The organism is Microvirga zambiensis WSM3693 (assembly GCF_016735695.1).
GTDB lineage: Bacteria > Pseudomonadota > Alphaproteobacteria > Rhizobiales > Beijerinckiaceae > Microvirga > Microvirga zambiensis.
Window position 1 is genome coordinate 1 of record NZ_JAERQD010000091.1, and the last position, 16,503, is coordinate 16,503.

Annotated in this window: 15 protein-coding genes and 4 pseudogenes; 12 read left to right on the plus strand and 7 right to left on the minus strand. The window is 58.6% G+C overall.

Going from position 1 to position 16,503, the window contains the following annotated elements; translation table 11 throughout:
- Positions 1 to 21 precede the first annotated feature (21 nt).
- A complete protein-coding gene (ilvA, locus tag JKL46_RS31475; RefSeq protein WP_281400192.1) occupies positions 22 to 1,527 on the plus strand; it encodes a threonine ammonia-lyase, biosynthetic in 1,506 nt (501 codons plus the stop codon).
- A 108-nt stretch (positions 1,528 to 1,635) separates the two neighbouring features.
- Here ilvA and JKL46_RS31480 read toward each other — a convergent pair whose 3' ends face one another.
- Positions 1,636 to 2,016: a hypothetical protein gene (locus JKL46_RS31480; protein ID WP_201842067.1), complete on the minus strand. Its 381-nt coding sequence runs from the start codon at positions 2,014 to 2,016 to the stop codon at positions 1,636 to 1,638.
- Between the two features lie 977 nt (positions 2,017 to 2,993).
- Between JKL46_RS31480 and minD the strand changes: the two genes are divergently transcribed.
- Positions 2,994 to 3,857 (plus strand): septum site-determining protein MinD, encoded by an 864-nt coding sequence (gene minD / locus JKL46_RS31485; protein WP_201842095.1) that lies wholly within the window; start codon positions 2,994 to 2,996, stop codon positions 3,855 to 3,857.
- Between the two features lie 50 nt (positions 3,858 to 3,907).
- On the opposite strand, the gene JKL46_RS31490 is transcribed toward minD, so the two are convergent.
- Positions 3,908 to 4,327 (minus strand): hypothetical protein, encoded by a 420-nt coding sequence (locus tag JKL46_RS31490; protein ID WP_201842069.1) that lies wholly within the window; start codon positions 4,325 to 4,327, stop codon positions 3,908 to 3,910.
- A 372-nt stretch (positions 4,328 to 4,699) separates the two neighbouring features.
- On the opposite strand from JKL46_RS31490, the pseudogene JKL46_RS31495 reads away from it, so the two are divergent.
- Positions 4,700 to 5,128, plus strand: a pseudogene (locus JKL46_RS31495) (DUF2165 family protein); the annotation flags it as partial.
- Positions 5,129 to 5,993: 865 nt separating this feature from the next.
- Positions 5,994 to 6,302 (plus strand): putative quinol monooxygenase, encoded by a 309-nt coding sequence (locus JKL46_RS31500; RefSeq protein WP_201842071.1) that lies wholly within the window; start codon positions 5,994 to 5,996, stop codon positions 6,300 to 6,302.
- A gap of 175 nt (positions 6,303 to 6,477) precedes the next feature.
- On the opposite strand, the gene JKL46_RS31505 is transcribed toward JKL46_RS31500, so the two are convergent.
- Together JKL46_RS31505 and solA are read right to left on the minus strand one after the other, a co-directional pair.
- A complete protein-coding gene (locus tag JKL46_RS31505) occupies positions 6,478 to 7,305 on the minus strand; it encodes a methyltransferase domain-containing protein (protein ID WP_201842073.1) in 828 nt (275 codons plus the stop codon).
- Between the two features lie 737 nt (positions 7,306 to 8,042).
- Positions 8,043 to 9,188: an N-methyl-L-tryptophan oxidase gene (gene solA / locus JKL46_RS31510; protein ID WP_201842075.1), complete on the minus strand. Its 1,146-nt coding sequence runs from the start codon at positions 9,186 to 9,188 to the stop codon at positions 8,043 to 8,045.
- A 178-nt stretch (positions 9,189 to 9,366) separates the two neighbouring features.
- Between solA and JKL46_RS31515 the strand changes: the two genes are divergently transcribed.
- Positions 9,367 to 9,693 (plus strand): hypothetical protein, encoded by a 327-nt coding sequence (locus tag JKL46_RS31515; RefSeq protein WP_201842077.1) that lies wholly within the window; start codon positions 9,367 to 9,369, stop codon positions 9,691 to 9,693.
- A gap of 213 nt (positions 9,694 to 9,906) precedes the next feature.
- Here the strand turns inward: JKL46_RS31515 and JKL46_RS31520 are convergent, their stop codons facing one another.
- Both JKL46_RS31520 and JKL46_RS31525 read right to left on the minus strand, forming a co-directional pair.
- Entirely contained in the window at positions 9,907 to 10,536 is a 630-nt protein-coding gene (locus JKL46_RS31520) for a 2-hydroxychromene-2-carboxylate isomerase (RefSeq protein ID WP_201842079.1), read from the minus strand.
- A gap of 107 nt (positions 10,537 to 10,643) precedes the next feature.
- Positions 10,644 to 10,877 (minus strand): hypothetical protein, encoded by a 234-nt coding sequence (locus JKL46_RS31525; protein WP_201842081.1) that lies wholly within the window; start codon positions 10,875 to 10,877, stop codon positions 10,644 to 10,646.
- 698 nt (positions 10,878 to 11,575) lie between these two features.
- Here JKL46_RS31525 and JKL46_RS31530 point away from each other — a divergent pair.
- The 6 genes and pseudogenes from JKL46_RS31530 (at position 11,576) to JKL46_RS31555 (ending at position 15,240) form a co-directional block, all read left to right on the plus strand.
- Positions 11,576 to 11,920 carry a DUF6894 family protein gene (locus JKL46_RS31530; protein WP_201842083.1) on the plus strand — a complete coding sequence of 115 codons (345 nt, stop codon included), beginning with the start codon at positions 11,576 to 11,578 and terminating at the stop codon, positions 11,918 to 11,920.
- A gap of 350 nt (positions 11,921 to 12,270) precedes the next feature.
- Positions 12,271 to 12,573, plus strand: coding sequence for a plasmid stabilization protein (locus JKL46_RS31535; RefSeq protein ID WP_201842085.1), 303 nt, complete (start codon positions 12,271 to 12,273; stop codon positions 12,571 to 12,573).
- Positions 12,574 to 12,691: 118 nt separating this feature from the next.
- Positions 12,692 to 13,375, plus strand: a complete 684-nt coding sequence (locus JKL46_RS31540; protein WP_201842087.1) for a sigma-70 family RNA polymerase sigma factor — start codon at positions 12,692 to 12,694, stop codon at positions 13,373 to 13,375.
- A 116-nt stretch (positions 13,376 to 13,491) separates the two neighbouring features.
- A pseudogene (locus JKL46_RS31545) lies at positions 13,492 to 13,578 on the plus strand (IS6 family transposase); the annotation flags it as partial.
- A 248-nt stretch (positions 13,579 to 13,826) separates the two neighbouring features.
- The gene (locus JKL46_RS31550) at positions 13,827 to 14,669 is read left to right on the plus strand and encodes a DUF1254 domain-containing protein (RefSeq protein WP_201842089.1); all 843 of its coding nucleotides are present in this window, start codon (positions 13,827 to 13,829) and stop codon (positions 14,667 to 14,669) included.
- 115 nt (positions 14,670 to 14,784) lie between these two features.
- Positions 14,785 to 15,240: pseudogene (locus JKL46_RS31555) on the plus strand (DUF1214 domain-containing protein).
- Between the two features lie 23 nt (positions 15,241 to 15,263).
- On the opposite strand, the gene JKL46_RS31565 reads toward JKL46_RS31555, so the two are convergent.
- Positions 15,264 to 15,644, minus strand: coding sequence for a hypothetical protein (locus JKL46_RS31565; RefSeq protein WP_201842093.1), 381 nt, complete (start codon positions 15,642 to 15,644; stop codon positions 15,264 to 15,266).
- Positions 15,645 to 16,204: 560 nt separating this feature from the next.
- On the opposite strand from JKL46_RS31565, the pseudogene JKL46_RS31570 reads away from it, so the two are divergent.
- Positions 16,205 to 16,503: pseudogene (locus JKL46_RS31570) on the plus strand (outer membrane protein); the annotation flags it as partial.

Consider the following 16,503-nt stretch of genomic DNA (forward strand, 5'->3'; position numbering starts at 1 on the left):
GTTCTGGCAAGGCTTGATCACCTGCCTCGATACGCCGCCTTTCTCACACCGTCATCACCCAGTTCCCGCCATAGCTCCCTTGGAAGCCCAGTTCGACTCAAGCGCGAAGATCTTCAGCCAGTGTTCTCGTTTAAGCTGCGCGGCGCCTATGCCAGGATGGTTGGGCTCCCACGCGAGGCGCTTGAGCGGGAAGTGATCTGCGCCTCGGCCGGCAATCATGCCCAAGGCGTGGCTCTCGCGGCTCAGAAGCTCGGTGCCAAGGCGACCATCGTGATGCCGCGTACCACGCCTGCGATCAAAATCCAGGCGGTGAAAGGGCAGGGCGGTCGTGTGGTCCTCCATGGCGAGAGCTTTGACGAGGCCTATACCCACGCCCGTCACCTTGAGGCAGAGAAGGGTCTCACCTTCATCCATCCCTATGACGATCCCGACGTGATCGCCGGGCAGGGCACAGTGGGCATGGAGATCCTGCGCCAACACCCTGACCCTCTCGAGGCCGTGTTCGTGCCAATCGGAGGGGGTGGATTGGCTGCAGGAGTGGCTGTCTACACCAAGTTCCTGCGGCCCGAGGTGAAGGTGATCGGCGCCGAGCCCGAGGACGCCGCCAGCATGGCGGCTGCCCTTGCCAAAGGGGATAGGGTCATCCTGAACCAGGTTGGGCTGTTTGCGGATGGTGTGGCGGTGCGGCAGGCCGGAGAGGAAACCTTTCGCCTGTGCCGCGAACTCCTCGACGAGGTGATCACTGTGAGCACGGACGAGATCTGTGCGGCCGTGAAGGACATCTTCGAGGACACGCGTGCGATCGCCGAACCTTCCGGGGCTGTCAGCCTGGCAGGGCTGAAGAAGTACGTGGAACGGGAAGGATCGCGGCAGCAGACCTTGGTTGCGATCAACAGCGGCGCCAACATGAACTTCGACCGGCTTCGCCACATTGCTGAGCGGGCCGAGATCGGCGAACACCGCGAGGCCTTGCTGGCAGTCACCATTCCCGAGAAGCCGGGCAGTTATCGCCGCTTCATCCAGCTGCTGGGCAAGCGCTCGATCACCGAGTTCAACTATCGCTACTCGGATCCTTATGCAGCGCAGATCTTTGTCGGCGTGCAGCTCTCGGAAGGCGATCTGGAGAAGCGCCAGATCATCGCCATGCTGCGGGAGCAGGGCTATCCCGTACTCGACATGAGCGAGAACGAGATGGCCAAGCTGCACGTGCGCTACATGGTCGGCGGGCAAACGCCTGGCCTTCAGGATGAGTTGATCTTCCGCTTCCAGTTCCCGGAACGGCCCGGAGCCCTCCTGAAGTTCCTTAACGGATTGTCCGCCAGCTGGAACATCTCGCTATTCCACTACCGCAACCATGGCGCCGATTATGGCCGGGTGCTAGCTGGCATCCAGGTTCCCACCGCTGAGAGAGCGCAGCTCAAGCATAGTCTGGACGAGCTTGGATATCCTTACTGGGATGAGAGCGACAATCCAGCGTATCGTTCCTTCCTGAACCGGGACGCCGCAGGTGTCATCAGCCGGATCTGAGGCATAACCGCCGGCAAGCGCCTTCTCGGCTGCGGTACTTTGCTAGAACGCTCTGTCCGGAGGGCTCCGGTCGTGAGACGAATCTTTGGAGGTGGCGTCGCCCTCTTGCTAGCAGGCGATGTCGGCTGCGGGACTGACAGCTAGCTTTGTCTTCCGCTTCTGCTTGCCACTCTCAGACTGGGAACTCAGGTGAAAGGGGAGGTCGAGTTGCTTCTTGCCTAGCACAGGAGCTTCCGCAAGCCCAGCCCGCTTGAGCCACTGCTGGAAATGAAGGTTGGCGGCTCGTTGAGCCTTCCTCTGCGTATCCTCAATGCCCTGCAACTGAACCCCAGCTGAGACCGGAACATCGTTGAGATACCAACGGAAGCGGCCCTCGTCGTTACCGCTCGAAACACGATACACCCGCGCAAAGACGTGAAGGTGCAGGCTGCCCACCACATCATCAGGGCTGTTGTCGTCAGGAATGGTTGGCTTCCACCGCAGTGCCATCTTCCACCTTTCTCAGCACCGGCTCTGATTACGCGATAAGGGCTAAGGAGGTGTTATCGAGATCGTGAGATGGGCAAAGTGCTCGTCTCCAGCCGCGCACGGGCATCAGAAAACATGGCGATCTGCTATCGTGGCAAGACCAACCTGAATTGAGTAAACAAGAATTCGCTTTAACTAAGGATTGGGAAGTCAACGGCCACAGCAGTCATCTCTCACATCAGCAAGATTGCCGAGTTTCCTCCGCACGAGACGTCTTATTGCTTATGCAGGCTGGTGTTCTTAGTGCGCACTGCATCACTGTCGCTGAGCCTCGATTCTTTCGTCACCATCTCTGCTATTGCCGTCGCTCGACAAGCTAGCCCGAACTGTCGTGTGGGACGGCCGATCGAGGCTGCGGGTCAGTTTGTGAATGATCCAGCGTCTAACCCGACGTGCTGAGGATCGTTTCATTACCAGCATCCAGAGACACAGGAATGTCTGCGACGCGGTCTGCTCGACGTATCGATCGTGACGAGGTTCCCGGTAATCGGATCGAGAATGGTCATAGGCAGTTCTCTCGCGTTCAGGCACAAGACCAATGCCGTGCCTGCCATTTGGATCAACTTCGATTGCGATTGTGGTTACGAGACAGTGACTGCACCGGGACACTCACCTCCCCAAAGCAGACCGAGGCGGCTCATCCGCGCCCCGGCTACTTTCAACGAGAGGGCTGATCCGAATCCCAGCAGATCAACCAGCCCATGGTCGTAGCAATATGGTTAATGGATTGCTAATAATCCGTCCCGGAGCTGCCTGATCTTACTCGGGCCTGTTAACACTCTAGTAACCACTTTCGGCGCCGAATAGGTCTGCTTACGGCGGTATATCTGGCAATGCTCCAGTTCGTTCCGGCGTCGTTGCTATTGCTACCTCTCAATCTCGCATGTGCCTGCGTGGGTGCCGTGCCTCCTCACGGTCACTTTGGAGAACTGCCAGCGATGAAGAAGCCAAGGCCAAAGCATACCAAGGCGAGGACAAAGACTAGACAGGGCAGAGTGCTTGTCGTGACCTCCGGCAAGGGCGGCGTCGGCAAGACCACCTCCGCTGCGGCGTTGGGTGCCGCATTCGCTCAGAACGGGCAGAAAGTAGTGCTGGTCGACTTTGATGTTGGGCTGCGCAACCTAGACTTGGTCATGGGGGCCGAGCGGCGCGTGGTCTTTGACCTGATCAATGTCATCAAAGGCGAGGCCAAGCTTGCGCAGGCGCTCATTCGGGACAAGCGCCTGGAGACACTGGCTCTTCTACCGGCATCGCAGAGCCGGGACAAGGACAGTTTGACCGAGGACGGGGTCGCACGCGTCATCGTTGATCTCCGCACCCTATTCGACTGGGTGATCTGCGACAGCCCGGCCGGCATCGAGAGGGGAGCGACGCTCGCAATGCGGCATGCCGATGTCGCTGTTGTCGTGGTGAACCCAGAAGTGTCCTCAATTCGTGACGCCGATCGCATCATCGGCATGCTCGATGCCAAGACCGCCAAAGCCGAGAGCGGCCAGCGCGTCGACAAGCACCTGCTTCTCACCCGTTATGATCCCGTTCGTGCCCGACGCGGTGAAATCATGAAGGTGGAGGACGTGCTGGAGATCCTATCCGTTCCGCTGTTAGGCATCATCCCGGAGAGTGGGGAAGTGCTGCTGAGCTCAAACGTTGGAGCCCCAATCACCCTGGGCAGCCCTGGCAGTGAACCTGCTCACGCCTACCTTGAGGCGGCGCGGCGACTGAAGGGTGAGGGAGCCGAGATCGCTCTCGCACGCGAGAAATCTGGTCTATTGCATCGCCTGTTCACCCGGCGGGCTGCGTAGACCGGTTCAGCCTCTAACAGCAACAAGCTTGGATCTGAGCGGCACTCGGATCAGTCGCCGATGTGAGTGGGATTGAGCTTTCTGCGGGAGTAGTAGACGCCGTACTGCGTATCTTTTGTCGACTGGCGACGGTCGAGGTCGGTGAACAGCCTGAGAGACAGGTCGTACCGACCAAGGTGATAGAGCGACCATGCACGTATAAGCCCCATCCCTTGGTCTTCGCGCGTCACGGAGGCCCTTTGGTCCAAAGTCGCGATGGTTTCGCGGTACTTGCCATCTTGGAACAGCGCGAGGGCCTTCTCACTGAGTTGTGAAGCCAGAGCAGAGTTGGTCGCTCGATCGGCTTGGTTTGGTCTCGGGCCTGCGTTTGACCGCGATTGCGCCCCGGCTGGATTGACTGCCAAAAGTCCTACACACAGAAAGATCAAGGGAGTCAGAATTGACCTGAGGAAAGGGCGGATCGAACGCATCGCGGATCTCCCGTTTGTCGAGATTGGGTCTATCATGCGGATTGAAGACGTAGAAACGGAAAGCAGGCAACCAAGTGGAAGCGACGTCTAGCATTCTGGGATCGTCGGCGATACGGGCTTTGGAAATGCGCAGCAAACGATTGTAGCTTCCTCCTGCGCTGCGGCTGGTGGCGATCTCCTCGAAGATCTCGCTTGAGACGTCCTGAAAAGGATACGCCTTTTGCCCATCGTGCTGGCGAGGCAGGTGCTACCCACAAGCTGCCATTCCTCGGTTGCCTTAATGAATGGGAATTCATGACACCATTGATGATCATCCGGACTTCCAAAGCCATTCTGGCTGCATCGGCCGCCTTGTAGGTCAGCCTCGTCGCATACGGCAACATCACGGACTACGGGACGAACCTCGCCTTTGTGAACCACGTCTTATCAATGGATACCGTATTTCCGGACACGACGATCAGGTACCGGGCCATCACAAGCCCGGCCCTGCATCAGGCTGCATACCTCCTGATCATCCTGGCAGAAGTGCTGGCGGCCACACTCTGCTGGGTCGGTGTGATCCGGCTGTTCCGAACGATCCTAGACCCGTCGGCATTCGCCCGGTCTAAGGATGTCGCGGTGATCGGCCTGACGATCTGTCTCCTCATCTGGCTGGTTGGCTTCATCGCGGTCGGAGGCGAATGGTTCGCTATGTGGATGTCCACGCAATGGAACGGCATAGAATCTGCCTTCCGTTTCTCGGCCTTGATCCTTGGCATTCTGATCTTTGTGGTGCTTCCGGACGGCGATCCAACTGGCTGAAACGGGAACAGGTATGGCGTGGCGTATGGCAAGGGCTGGAAGGAGCCGGACGGCAACGCCGATCCGGTTCCAATTCGGGATCGAGTATGCCCGCTGTTTATTGCGGCCGATGATCGGGCGGCAGCGGCGCGTGGCGGCCCTTCTGGCGAGAGGCGGGATCCTGCAGAAAACACGCGGCGGACCTCTACGGCCAATTTTCAGGATCCATCGGCTAAGTAGCCCTCAAGATCAGAAGCGAAGCGGACAAGCCTGTGAACCTGAGCCCATGAGTAAAATGCGGCTTGTCCTGCTATTTGAGCCGGAGGCCGTGAGTGATACCGACCTTGATGCAATCATAGCCTACCTTGCTTATATGGCCGGACAGCGACGTTAGGAACTTCCCAGGACACTGTTCCGGATGCTTCAAGCGCAGGAATGCAACCGCTTGCAGAGCCCGATGAGTCACACCGAGCGTGAGGGTTACGATGCCGACCGGTTTGCTCAAGGGCCGAGCAAGAGCCGCACCCTGACAGACGCTTACAGCAGGAAGAGCGGTAGGTACAAGGCACCGATGGTGCAGCCCAGCGTAAGGACCGCCGTGATCGCCGCTGCTCGCGAAAACCGGTCTCTATCGTCCTCCATGACACCCTCCCGCATGGCCATGTGCAGGGTTCTGGTTACCGCAGTGGGCATTAGCCGGCGGTGCGCCGCCGCACGCGGCATCTCCTGGGAGGCGCCCGCGCTGACAGCCGCCGGTGTCGCGCTCCTGTTATGCACCCAGCTGCCATAGCGGCGCTGGTAACATGTTGACCGGGGCTAGGCATTGTCGGTGGTTGCTCCATTTCCCTTTCGATCATCCTGCAGCCGAAATGAAAGGCACTTTCACATGACCAAGCTCGCGCTGTATGTGCCACTGGAGGCCAAAGAAGGGAAAGAGGAAGAGGCGGCCGACTTTCTCCGTTCGGCCTTGCCGCTCGTTGAAGAGGAGCCGGGCACGACCACATGGTACGCTGTGCGATTTGATCACAATACGTTCGCGATCTTCGACGCGTTTCCGGATGCGGCCGCCCGAGATGCTCATCTGGCAGGAAAGGTGGCCGTCGCGTTGATCCAAAAGGCTCCCGACCTCTTTGTCGATCCCCCCGAAATTCAGCGCCTGGAGATTCTGGCCTATAAGCCCCATCGCGCGTCTTAGGTATCCCGGCCGGTTCGGGAAGAAGGTTATCTCGAACCAAATGCAACGTTCAGGCATCAAGCCCCGGCGTGTTCCATGACATGGCCACACCAGCGTTTTCGAAATACGCGCCAGAGCGAGAAAATTTCGGCATCAGGTTCCATTTTGCTCTAGGATCGATCCAATATGGCTCTGCTTAGGTTGAAAAGATCATTTGAACGGGCGTGATTGTGCCGGCCTGAACCGGCGCGATCATGTTGGTCACCTTCTCCTTGACAGTCGGTCCCATCAGATTGTGCAACCCCAGCGGCGGTGGCGTACCGCCCGTGGCCTGCGCTTGGAGGCGCGCAAAGAAGTCGAGCGCGATCCCCTGCCGGTTCTCCTCCATTCCAAGGGAAAAGCCTGTCGCGTTAGCCGCAGCGCGATAAGTTTGCGGCGTTTCGAGCGCCGAGAGGTCCGGCGTCTCGGCCCACGGCACCGGGAAGGCGAGGTCGCCATCGCCCGTACGCATCACCTCATAAGCCGCGAACGTTCCTCCGTCGCGAAGCACTCGGCGCGCTTCACGAAAGAGTGCCTCCTTATCGGGGATATTCATGCCGACGTGCAGAAGGAGGGAGAGGTCGAAGCTGGCGTCGGGCAATGGCAACGCAACTGCGCTGCCGACCTCGAAGCGCACGCGATCCGCCATCCCGCACATCGCGGAGAGGGCACGAGCGGTTTCGACAAAATGCAGCGTCAGGTCTACGCCGGTCACGTGGCAACCGTAGCGCGATGCGATCACCCGCGCTGGGCCGCCAATACCGGAGCCAATATCGAGCACCTCCATATCAGACCGAATGGCAAGCTTCTCCAGAAGTGCAGTTGTCGCCTCTGCGCCACCGATGTGGAACTCGTCGACTGGCTTCAAGACTTCTGGCGAAATCCTGTCTCGGTCGTGCCCCATCTCTGCTATGCCGGCACGGATGCGGGCGAGCACATCGTAGGACGCGTAATGCTTCGAAACGCCGCTTTCAATGTCATGCACGGCTTGTCTCCCTCGATGATCCTGAGACAGCCTGGCTGATGAGGCCAAACGGGTGTGTAGAATGCCATCCTTCTTGCTGTTGTGGTAGCTGGATGGGTGGCTTACTGCCCTTCTTGCTGTTGTGGTAGCTGGATGGGTGGCTTACTGCTTAGAAGGTAGCTATGCGGACTACTTGGATCACCGTGACTCGCCCCCGAGACAGGCCGCCGGGTTGTCCCGCTGCCCCAGATCAAGCCATATTCCAGAGGTCCAAAGGATGCCTGGGACTGTGCGGCTGGGGAGGATTTATGTGGATAGGTACGCACGGCTGAATCTAGCCGAAGGGCCAGATGCCAAGTGCGAGTGAAGTGCGCAGAAGACGTAGACCGGCGACTGCAACTGTCACGGACTCCTTACAAAAACTCTCAAAGGATCGACTGAGGTGATGCAAGCGCGGAATTACAGGTTTGAGACCGCTTCGACCCCGCTCGCTGGCGGCGACAGGTTCCGTTAGATATGTTATCGGTCTTGTTGCTGTAGCTGCAAAGTTAGAATGTCCTGATCTTGCAAAGTAGGAAAGTCACACTCCCCTGGACGGCAGTAAAGCGCAAGCCCATGTCAGATCGCGAAGCGGTTCGGGTGATCACGACCGAGCGGACACCGCGGCGCAGGATCTCTCAAGGCATTCCCAAATGCGTTCGAGAAGGATCGGAGCCAAGACGCTCGACGAACTGCCGGGACTTACTGATTCTCACAGATCAGCCTGGATCCCGATCCATCTCAAACCGGTTCATATCGAACAACGAGAGATCGAGTTTGCTGCTGCCTTGTGTGGCGAGGTCGGCCAATGCCTCTCCGACGACACTGGCGAACTTAAACCCATGCCCAGAGCAAGGAGACGCCACCACAACCTCCGGTGTTCCTGGAAGGGTGTCGATCACGAAGTGCTCGTCCGGTGTGTTGGTGAATAGGCAGGCTGCGAGCCGCAAGGTCGGACCATCGGCATCTGGGAACATGTGCCGGATGCCTTTGCGGAGGGCCTCTTCGTCGGCAGGCGTAGGCTCACGGGAGAGTTCGTCCGCATGACCGGTCTCATGGAAATGGTGATAAAGCCCGATCTTGAAACCCGGAATGCCCCAGGTCGGGAATTGGTAGAAGTGACCCACCTCAGACGAGATGTTCGAGACCGGAAAAACCTCAGGCCTGAAGAGGTCTGGCTTCTGTGGCAGGAACCAGCCCAGAACCTGTCTTTCCGGCACTGCTTTCGTCTTGAGCGCGGGGATGAGATCGGAAATCCAACCACCCGCTGAAACCACGACCTTCCCGGCCTCGTATCGGCCCTGATCCGTTACCACCACCACCCGCCCGTTGGCAGGCTCGATAGCGAGCACCTTCTCACGTCCGTGGATCTCGGCTCCGGCGGAAACAGCTAGGGAGGCGTGCGCCAGGATGGCGCGTTCTGATGCTACAAAGCCTGCATCTGGCTGATACACGACAGCATAATTGTCTGGAAGCTTGTAGCCGGGGAACCGCTGTGTTGTTTCACTAGCCGTCAGCACTTCATGGGGCAGATTGTGCTCCCGGCATGCAGTCAATGCGCCCTGGACGATCCGACTATCTTCCAGACCTGCATCGATTCCGCCCGTGACGAAGAGAAGTTGTTCCTTCGCAAGCTGCTCGGTCTCCCGCCATAGCTCATAGGCGCGACGGAGAAGGGGCACGTAGTTGGGATGCTCAAAATAGGCGAGGCGGATAATCCGGTTTAGCCCATGCGATGAGCCCATGTTGTGGCCGAGATCAAACCGGTCGATCCCCAGCACCCTCTGGCCACGGCGAGCCAATTGCCAGAGCGTAGCAGAACCCATGCCACCGACGCCGATCACGATGGTGTCAAAGGTCTTCATCTCAGACTCCTTGTTCGCTGTCCCATTCTTGGCAAGAGGTTATCGGTTTGCAGGTTGAGCGCAACGGACATGTGGGGGAGCGGCTATCGAAGGATGCCGCTCCTCGGCCACTTCCAACCGATCAGAATTGTTCTTACATCGTGCGACAAGCAACATACTTGGTTTAAGCGGCATTTGGATGATCGACTTCCACCAGCAGATCGCTGATCTCGAAGCTGAGATCGACGCCTTGTCCGATGCCGCCGAGCACTGTCGGAAGAGCATGGTAGTGGCAAAGGCAGCGGTAGGTGGAGGTATTCTGCTTCTCGTGGTGTCCCTCCTGGACCTGATCTGGGTCGATGCAATCGTTCTCGTCATCGGGATCGCCGCGACACTGGCTGGAATAGGCTTCTACGGATCGAGCCGGAGCAGCCTTGAGACGATCACCGAGAAAGTCCGAGCCTATGAAGCTCGTCGTGCCGAGATGATCGACGCACTGGATCTTCGGGCGGCGGAGGAGCGATAGCTGGGACTAAAACTGTTTGAAGTGAGAGGGGCACAGCTGAAGGCAGTCTTGCGAACCGTTTGAAGCCCACCTACATCAAAGACGTAGGAGTACGGCCATGCTGAAGCGTCTGTCCGCCCTCGTATTGCCCACGATTCTCACTTGGAGCGTTTTCCTTTCCGTGAGCGTAATTTCTGCTGGCCCGGCGCTGGCTGGCAAGATTATCGGGAATGGTTAAGCTTGAAGCGACTCTGGGCGGCTGGCGGCAGTCAGAGCAGGGTGTTCCCCCTTTGCCCACGCCAGCGCCTCTTCCAGTCGATCATCGCCCCAAAAGATCTCCTGGCCTACAGCAAATGTTGGAGAGCCAAAGACTCCGAGTTGACGCGCCGCATCCGTTTCTCGGTCGTACTGTGCTCTCGTCTCAGATGAATTGGCGAGGCTGATAACCTCGTCCGGATCTTTTCCATGCGAACTGATGATGGTCCGTAGGCTATCGGCGGCTCCGAGAGCCTGCCCTTCAAACCATTTCTTGAAGCTCGTCAGAGTGTATTCTCGGCCCCAACCCTGATCGAAAGCGACAATTCCCACGCGGTTCGCCAACTGATCTGGGTCAGTCGGCCAGATAGGAGGCTTCTCGAACGGAATGATATGAAGCCAGGCGCGTCGTTCAACGTCACGAAAGATATAGATCATCTTGGTGGTCTGGCTCTTTAGCGAATAGCCCTTCTCGGTCATGAGATCGCGGACACTGAAAGGGCGCCAGCGAACCTCAACCCCAGCTTCTGCTGCCAGTTTATCAATCCGCATGACAGAGAGGTACGCGTAACAGCTTCCGAAAAAGTAAAAGAAGTCCATCTGGGGCATCGCGGTTCTCCGCAATCACGAGGGCAGCATTTTGCCGCTCTCATCCTCAGACTACCTCTCCGAAAACCGTCCCACAGCAGCACAAAGCCCAACTAATCCGGATGACCTCATGAGACTGTTCCAGCGACCAGCCAGGATGCGAAGCAGATGATCGAAACGCCGGAAAGAGCCAGTCCGGCTGTTGTCCAGTGAGTGACGCGTAGCTGCCGGGCGCGGGTCAAATGCTCTGCTTCTTCGGTTAAGGGAGCCTTCAAAAAGGCGTGGAACCGCTTGCGAGCAGGATGATTGCCAGCCTTCCGAAAGTGAAGGCCATAAAAGCTCGCGCAGGCGCCGAACGTCATGTTGTCTCATAACAATCAGAACCAAACACCTGTGATCGGAATAGGCAGGAAGACTAGGTACAAGGAGCCCTAATATTCCTTCCACATGCTCGGCGTGGCGATCTCCAAAAGATGTCCATCCCGCTTGATCTCAGGCATTCTGACCTTGACTTTGAAGGAACGGCTGGGGGCCGACCCTCCCTGGAAGGGAAGCCCCCGAAGAGATCGAAAAGGCTCATGCATATCTCTGACCGCCTCAACTCTCGACTCTCCCTGCAAGAGCCGACCTCCTACCGCGGCAGCTACTGATGCTCCCGGCTGCCGGGTAGCGTATCGCGGCGTCGCAGCTTGGCTCACTACAAGCCCGTGAGTGAGAGCTGCTCTTCACCTTTGATCGGGGTAGCCCCAAGTTGCGATCGTCTACTCCTCGGCCTGCGATCGCTGACAGGGTATCTAAGCAGTCCCGATCCAGGTTAGCCCCTACGGATCGTTCCTGAGCGCCTCCACCGGGGGAGGAGGCGCTCCTTTTTTGGTCGCGCCTCCGGATCCTCACTATTGCTCTCGCCGACGCGACCCTGACAGCTCGCAATATTAACCATACTCCCTAAGGGCTTTGAGACGGTCACGTGCAGCCCTTATTTTGCCTCGAAGCTGGCTAGCCTCACCGGCGTGTAAAGAGGCGGCGCCTCTGCATTGACCTACTCAAGCGGAGGCTGATCATGCGGTACTATTTCCATCTCGTTGGCCCCGGTGACGAGAGCATCCTTGACGAGGACGGGATCGAGAGCGCCAGCTTGGAAGCCGCTCAAGCTGAGGCCATCCTGGCCGTTCAAGAAATCCTGACCGAGCATGAGGACGCAGGCGATAGCTGGAACAGCTGGCAACTGAAAGTGGCCGATGGCTTGCAGAGAGTTCTATTCACGATCAATCTCGATCGACAACCACACCTCGAGTACGTGACGAAACAAAGGTCTGTCGTGGAGAGCGAAAGATACGTTTTCCATAGTTTATTGGCGGCGCTCGCCTTTGGGATCGTCTGGGACAGCCTTATCCCCATGATGTAGGTCAAGGCCGGATCTTCCAGCCCGCCGCGCTAGAACCAACGTCAGGCACCTGGCTTGCTGGCTTCGTCTTCACGCGACGCACCTTTTCGGGACTGACGCCATCCGTCGCCGACGTCTCCACCATCCCAATCGCCCAATCAGATACTGAGACCGTTGTCGAGCAGATCGGCCGATCATGGCCTGACAGATCAGTGGCTTTCCGGCTTCCAGCCAGCGGGGAGGAGTTGTCGCTATCATATCAAGGTCTGCTAACATCCAGCAGGGAACAGAGACTTCGACTGCTCGTTTTCGACTCCAGGAAACCGGCGCCGGAATCATGGACTTCCGCGCGCAATTCAAGGAGGCGGTCCATGCCGCGCGGTGACAAGTCAGCCTATACGGACAAGCAGAAGCGCAAGGCCGAACATATCGAGGAAAGCTATGAGAAGCGAGGCACGCCAGCAAAGGAGGCCGAGCGGCAGGCCTGGGCGACCGTTAACAAGGAAAGCGGTGGCGGCAACAAGACCGGCTCCGGACGCGGCAAGAAGGACACGAATACACCTGCGAAAAAGGGAGGAGCTATCGGAGGGGCGGCCTCCGCCAAACGTCCCGCCGCAGCGCGCTCGGCCTCCACAAAGAAGGCAGCAGCAACGCGAAAGCGAAACGCGAGCTGATCCGCTTGCGGGTCTCTGACAGGATTTTCGCAGCCAGCTAGGGCTGCTTCCTGCCGCTTCGTCGCTCGCCTGTTCAGTAAGCCCTCATCCGGATCACTTCCAAGTCCAGGTTCCCCATATGACAGACAGCCCCTCGAAGGTGTCACAGGGTAGCCTCGACGCCTCCATTCAGGCCCACCTCGGCGCGCAGTTGCGTGCGCTTTATGGCGATCCCGCTGAGAGTAAGCTGCCCCAACAGTTGCGCCTACTCGCCCAACGTGTGGCGCAGACCATCCGTGTGCATACCGAGCCAGTGGACCAAGCTTTCATGGACGGGATTATGGTCAATCTCGCGCCACTCCGAGCCTATGCTATATCGCTGACCAAGGCGGTGGATCGCGCCGAGGATCTGGTTCAGGACACGGTTCTTCGCGCTCTTAGTAGGCAGGAGAGTTTTCAGGCAGGCACGAACCTACAGGCATGGCTTTTCACGATCCTGCGCAACAGCTTCTTTTCAGATCATCGTCGATCCAGCCGAGAGATCGAAGACGTCGACGGTCGGCTGGCTGCCGAGATGACAACCGGCGCAGACCAGGAGACCAGACTCGTTCTCCAAGAGCTGGAAACGGCGCTCGGCAGATTGCCCCAGGACCAGCGAGAGGCTCTTCTGCTCGTCGGTATGGAGGGTCTCTCATATGAGGAAACGGCGGCAGCATTGAGCTGTGCTGTCGGCACCGTAAAGAGCCGGGTCAACCGTGCCAGAAACAGGCTGGCAGAAATGCTCAGGCTGGATGCAGATGACCTTGGCGGCAAGCGGGCTTGACATCCTTAATAGCCTGCAAGACGGCCATGGAAGCATCCATCATGCTGTGCGAAGTGACCTGCATGCCCTATAGCCCAACCATTGGCGTGGATTACGGCTCAATCATCGTCAGCTAACTCAGCCTGCGTAATCTGGAGAAGATGACGGCGAAGCATGGGATCTCTGTAGACCATGCCACAATCCACCGCTGGACTTTTCGTTACGGCATTCGGTAGCAAAGACCATCAAGTAGCAATTAAGTGCCTAGCCAAGCTTGGTTTATTCCATTTTGCGATCGTGGAAAGATTGAGGTTGACGATGGAGCAGTTACAGCGGCGCCAGCTATGGGGGAGGCCAAAAGGTCATCCATCAGGGTTGCCTCTCAGCAGGAAAGCCTCAGCTATGGTACGGTAGCTGGGACCAAGTCTCCTAGCGATCATTCTCAGCTCTTGCATACAGGAATGGGAGCGAGATGGCACCACAGTTCAATCGTCGGGCTGCCCTGCTCGCCGCCATGGCAACAACTTTGCCTTTGGTCCCGCTTTCGGCCCTCGCCCAGATGAATCCAGCGATGGAGCCTGACGAGGCCCGCACGCTTGCGCCGGAGGCCTGGGTCTTTGGAATGCCGCTGGTCTACCTCGCGACGCGGATCGATACCGTCACGCATGTCGCAAATCCTCACGGACCCTTCGCGCCGATCAATCAGTTCGCGCACTACGGGGAATTCCCTGAGGCCTCGAACAGGACGGTGGTCGGCCTCAACGTCGATACGCTTTACTCGCTCGCCTGCCTCGACGTTTCGCAGGGTCAGATCGTCCTGTCTATGCCCGAAATGGGCAACCGCTACTGGCTCACGCAGGTCATCGATGCCTGGAACAACGTGCCCCACGCGCCAGGCTCGCGCACGGTCGGCGGCAAAGGCGGCAACGTCGCCATCGTCGGCCCCGACTGGAAGGGCGCACTCCCCACTGGCCTGACCGAGCTGCGCGTACCGACCAATCTGGTGCTCATCGCGGGGCGGACCTATACGGGTGGCAAGGAGGACTACGCCGCGGTGAATGCGCTGCAAGACCAATTCAAGCTGGTGCCGCTGTCGGAATGGGGCAAAGCCAATACGCCTCCCACCGACGTGCCGCTCAAGCCAGGAGTGGACACCAGCACGTCGGTTCCGGCGCAGGTGCTGGCAATGTCGCCCGAGGCTTTCTTCAGCCGCCTGAACGCCCTGCTGGTCACCAATCCGCCGGAGCCTGCGACCCGGCAACCATGGCACGGATCGGGCGGCTTGGTATCGCGCCGGGCGCATCATTCAGCATAGCTGCGTCACCGCGGAAGTGCGCAAGGCGCTCGAGGACGGCGTTACTGCCGGGCAAAGGCAGATGCAGGCAACGACGCGTGGCAAGGACGTGAGCGGCTGGGAAATCACGCTCGACATGGGACGGTCCGGCACGAACTATCCCTATCGCGCCGCTTGGACCTTCTATGGACTCGGCGGCAATCGGGCAGAGGATGCCGTCTACCTGTTTGCGAGCAAGGATGGCGACGGCGCAGCCCTGAACGCCGCCACCAAATACATCCTGAATTTCTCGAACGGTGAGATCCCGCCGGTGAACGCATTCTGGTCCCTGACGATGTACGACGCCGACAGCCACCTCGTGCCCAATGCCATCAACCGCTATGCGCTCGGTGACCGGAGCGGCATGAAGTTCGGCGACGACGGTTCGCTCACGACCTACATCTAGAACCAATCGCCGGGTGCGGAGCAACAGGCCAACTGGTTGCCTGCGCCCAAGGGGGGCGAGTTCAGGCTCGCCTTGCGCCTCTACGCACCGAAGATGGAGGTCGCGGATGGTGCCTGGTCTCTGCCGGCTATCCAGCGGGTGCAGTAAGTCGGGCTGCGAACGGACCTGCGTCAGAATGGCCTTATACGAAATTGTCTCTGTGAGCCGTTGATGGATCCAGTACACAACGAGTACCCGGCAAGTCTCTTAAAGTCACTTCTCGGAAGGTGCTCGAAGGCCCCATGCCACGGCTCCCCGGCTTCGCGCAGCACCTCAAGGATTGCTTCGGTCTTATTGAGCCGCTTCAGTTCGGGCGGGATCGGGAGCGCTTGTCTGGATTGCCTGTGCCCCATCCTTAAGGTCGCGTTCTGCACATGCACCGGGTCGTAGATTGCGATTACCTGATCGATGGCGGAGACCTGCTTCTTGATGGTCTCGATCCTGAGTACGAACTCCTCGACTTCGCCAAGCAACTCGACGCGCTTCCTCTTCAGTTCCTCTTCAACGCTCACGTTGTCCCGCTCCAGAAATGGAGCCGGAAGTTACCGGACGGGCTCAATCAAGTCTGGTGGTTTTTGCTACCGAATGCCGGTTCAGTTTATAGCAATGGAACTACGACCCTGATTTTCAGACCCTCTGAGGTGTGAGCTGGTCCATGGCCGGCAGGATCTAGGGCGTCCGGCCGCTATGGCAAAGCCTCACAATCAAAAGACGGCGTTGCCGGATATAGCACCCGTTACCCGCTTCGAGCCGAAGCCGACACACCCTCGAGGCGGCCGAGTTGTTCACAACGGTGACAGGCTACCCGCAAAAAACCCTGCCCCGGGGGAACAGGGCAGGGTTGAGTGCTCTCCTCGCCATCGGAGTCCTCCGAGAGCCCGATAAGTAGGCCACGCAAATGATATCGAGTCAAATGCCTGGCAGTATTAGTGATTTTTTAATCATGTATTCATGCAGAAATAAAGGCGTTCCGGATGTATTTATCCATGTGTTGCTTAGATGCCATAGCCAAGACAGCACAATTGTACATACTCCTCCTCACTGGGGCTTCACGTACAAGGGATGTAAGGATATGAAAGCGCGTCTGCTCGGACTCCTCGCCGCTACAGCCATCACCACTGTCGGCATCACGGCTGCCTCAGCTGCGGACCTGCCCAGTCAGGCACCGCCCCCGGCACCGATCATCGCGGCTCCGATCTTCACCTGGACCGGCTTCTATGCCGGTGTTAACGCCGGCTGGGGCTGGCGCGACAGCAACCGCCAATCCGTCATTCTCGGCGGTGCGGTCCCCGGTACGCTGTTCTTCCCCGACAACGGCGGGGATGGCGGTTTCACCGGTGGCGGTCAGATCGGTTACAACTACCAGATCGG

Bases quoted from the DNA above. Each gene is read 5' to 3' on its own strand.
- JKL46_RS31480 (WP_201842067.1), bottom strand. From the start codon at position 2,016: ATGGCACTGCGGTGGAAGCCAACCATTCCTGACGACAACAGCCCTGAT.
- minD (WP_201842095.1), top strand. From the start codon at position 2,994: ATGAAGAAGCCAAGGCCAAAGCATACCAAGGCGAGGACAAAGACTAGA.
- JKL46_RS31490 (WP_201842069.1), bottom strand. From the start codon at position 4,327: ATGCGTTCGATCCGCCCTTTCCTCAGGTCAATTCTGACTCCCTTGATC.
- JKL46_RS31500 (WP_201842071.1), top strand. From the start codon at position 5,994: ATGACCAAGCTCGCGCTGTATGTGCCACTGGAGGCCAAAGAAGGGAAA.
- solA (WP_201842075.1), bottom strand. From the start codon at position 9,188: ATGAAGACCTTTGACACCATCGTGATCGGCGTCGGTGGCATGGGTTCT.
- JKL46_RS31515 (WP_201842077.1), top strand. From the start codon at position 9,367: ATGATCGACTTCCACCAGCAGATCGCTGATCTCGAAGCTGAGATCGAC.
- JKL46_RS31520 (WP_201842079.1), bottom strand. From the start codon at position 10,536: ATGCCCCAGATGGACTTCTTTTACTTTTTCGGAAGCTGTTACGCGTAC.
- JKL46_RS31525 (WP_201842081.1), bottom strand. From the start codon at position 10,877: ATGACGTTCGGCGCCTGCGCGAGCTTTTATGGCCTTCACTTTCGGAAG.
- JKL46_RS31530 (WP_201842083.1), top strand. From the start codon at position 11,576: ATGCGGTACTATTTCCATCTCGTTGGCCCCGGTGACGAGAGCATCCTT.
- JKL46_RS31535 (WP_201842085.1), top strand. From the start codon at position 12,271: ATGCCGCGCGGTGACAAGTCAGCCTATACGGACAAGCAGAAGCGCAAG.
- JKL46_RS31540 (WP_201842087.1), top strand. From the start codon at position 12,692: ATGACAGACAGCCCCTCGAAGGTGTCACAGGGTAGCCTCGACGCCTCC.
- JKL46_RS31550 (WP_201842089.1), top strand. From the start codon at position 13,827: ATGGCACCACAGTTCAATCGTCGGGCTGCCCTGCTCGCCGCCATGGCA.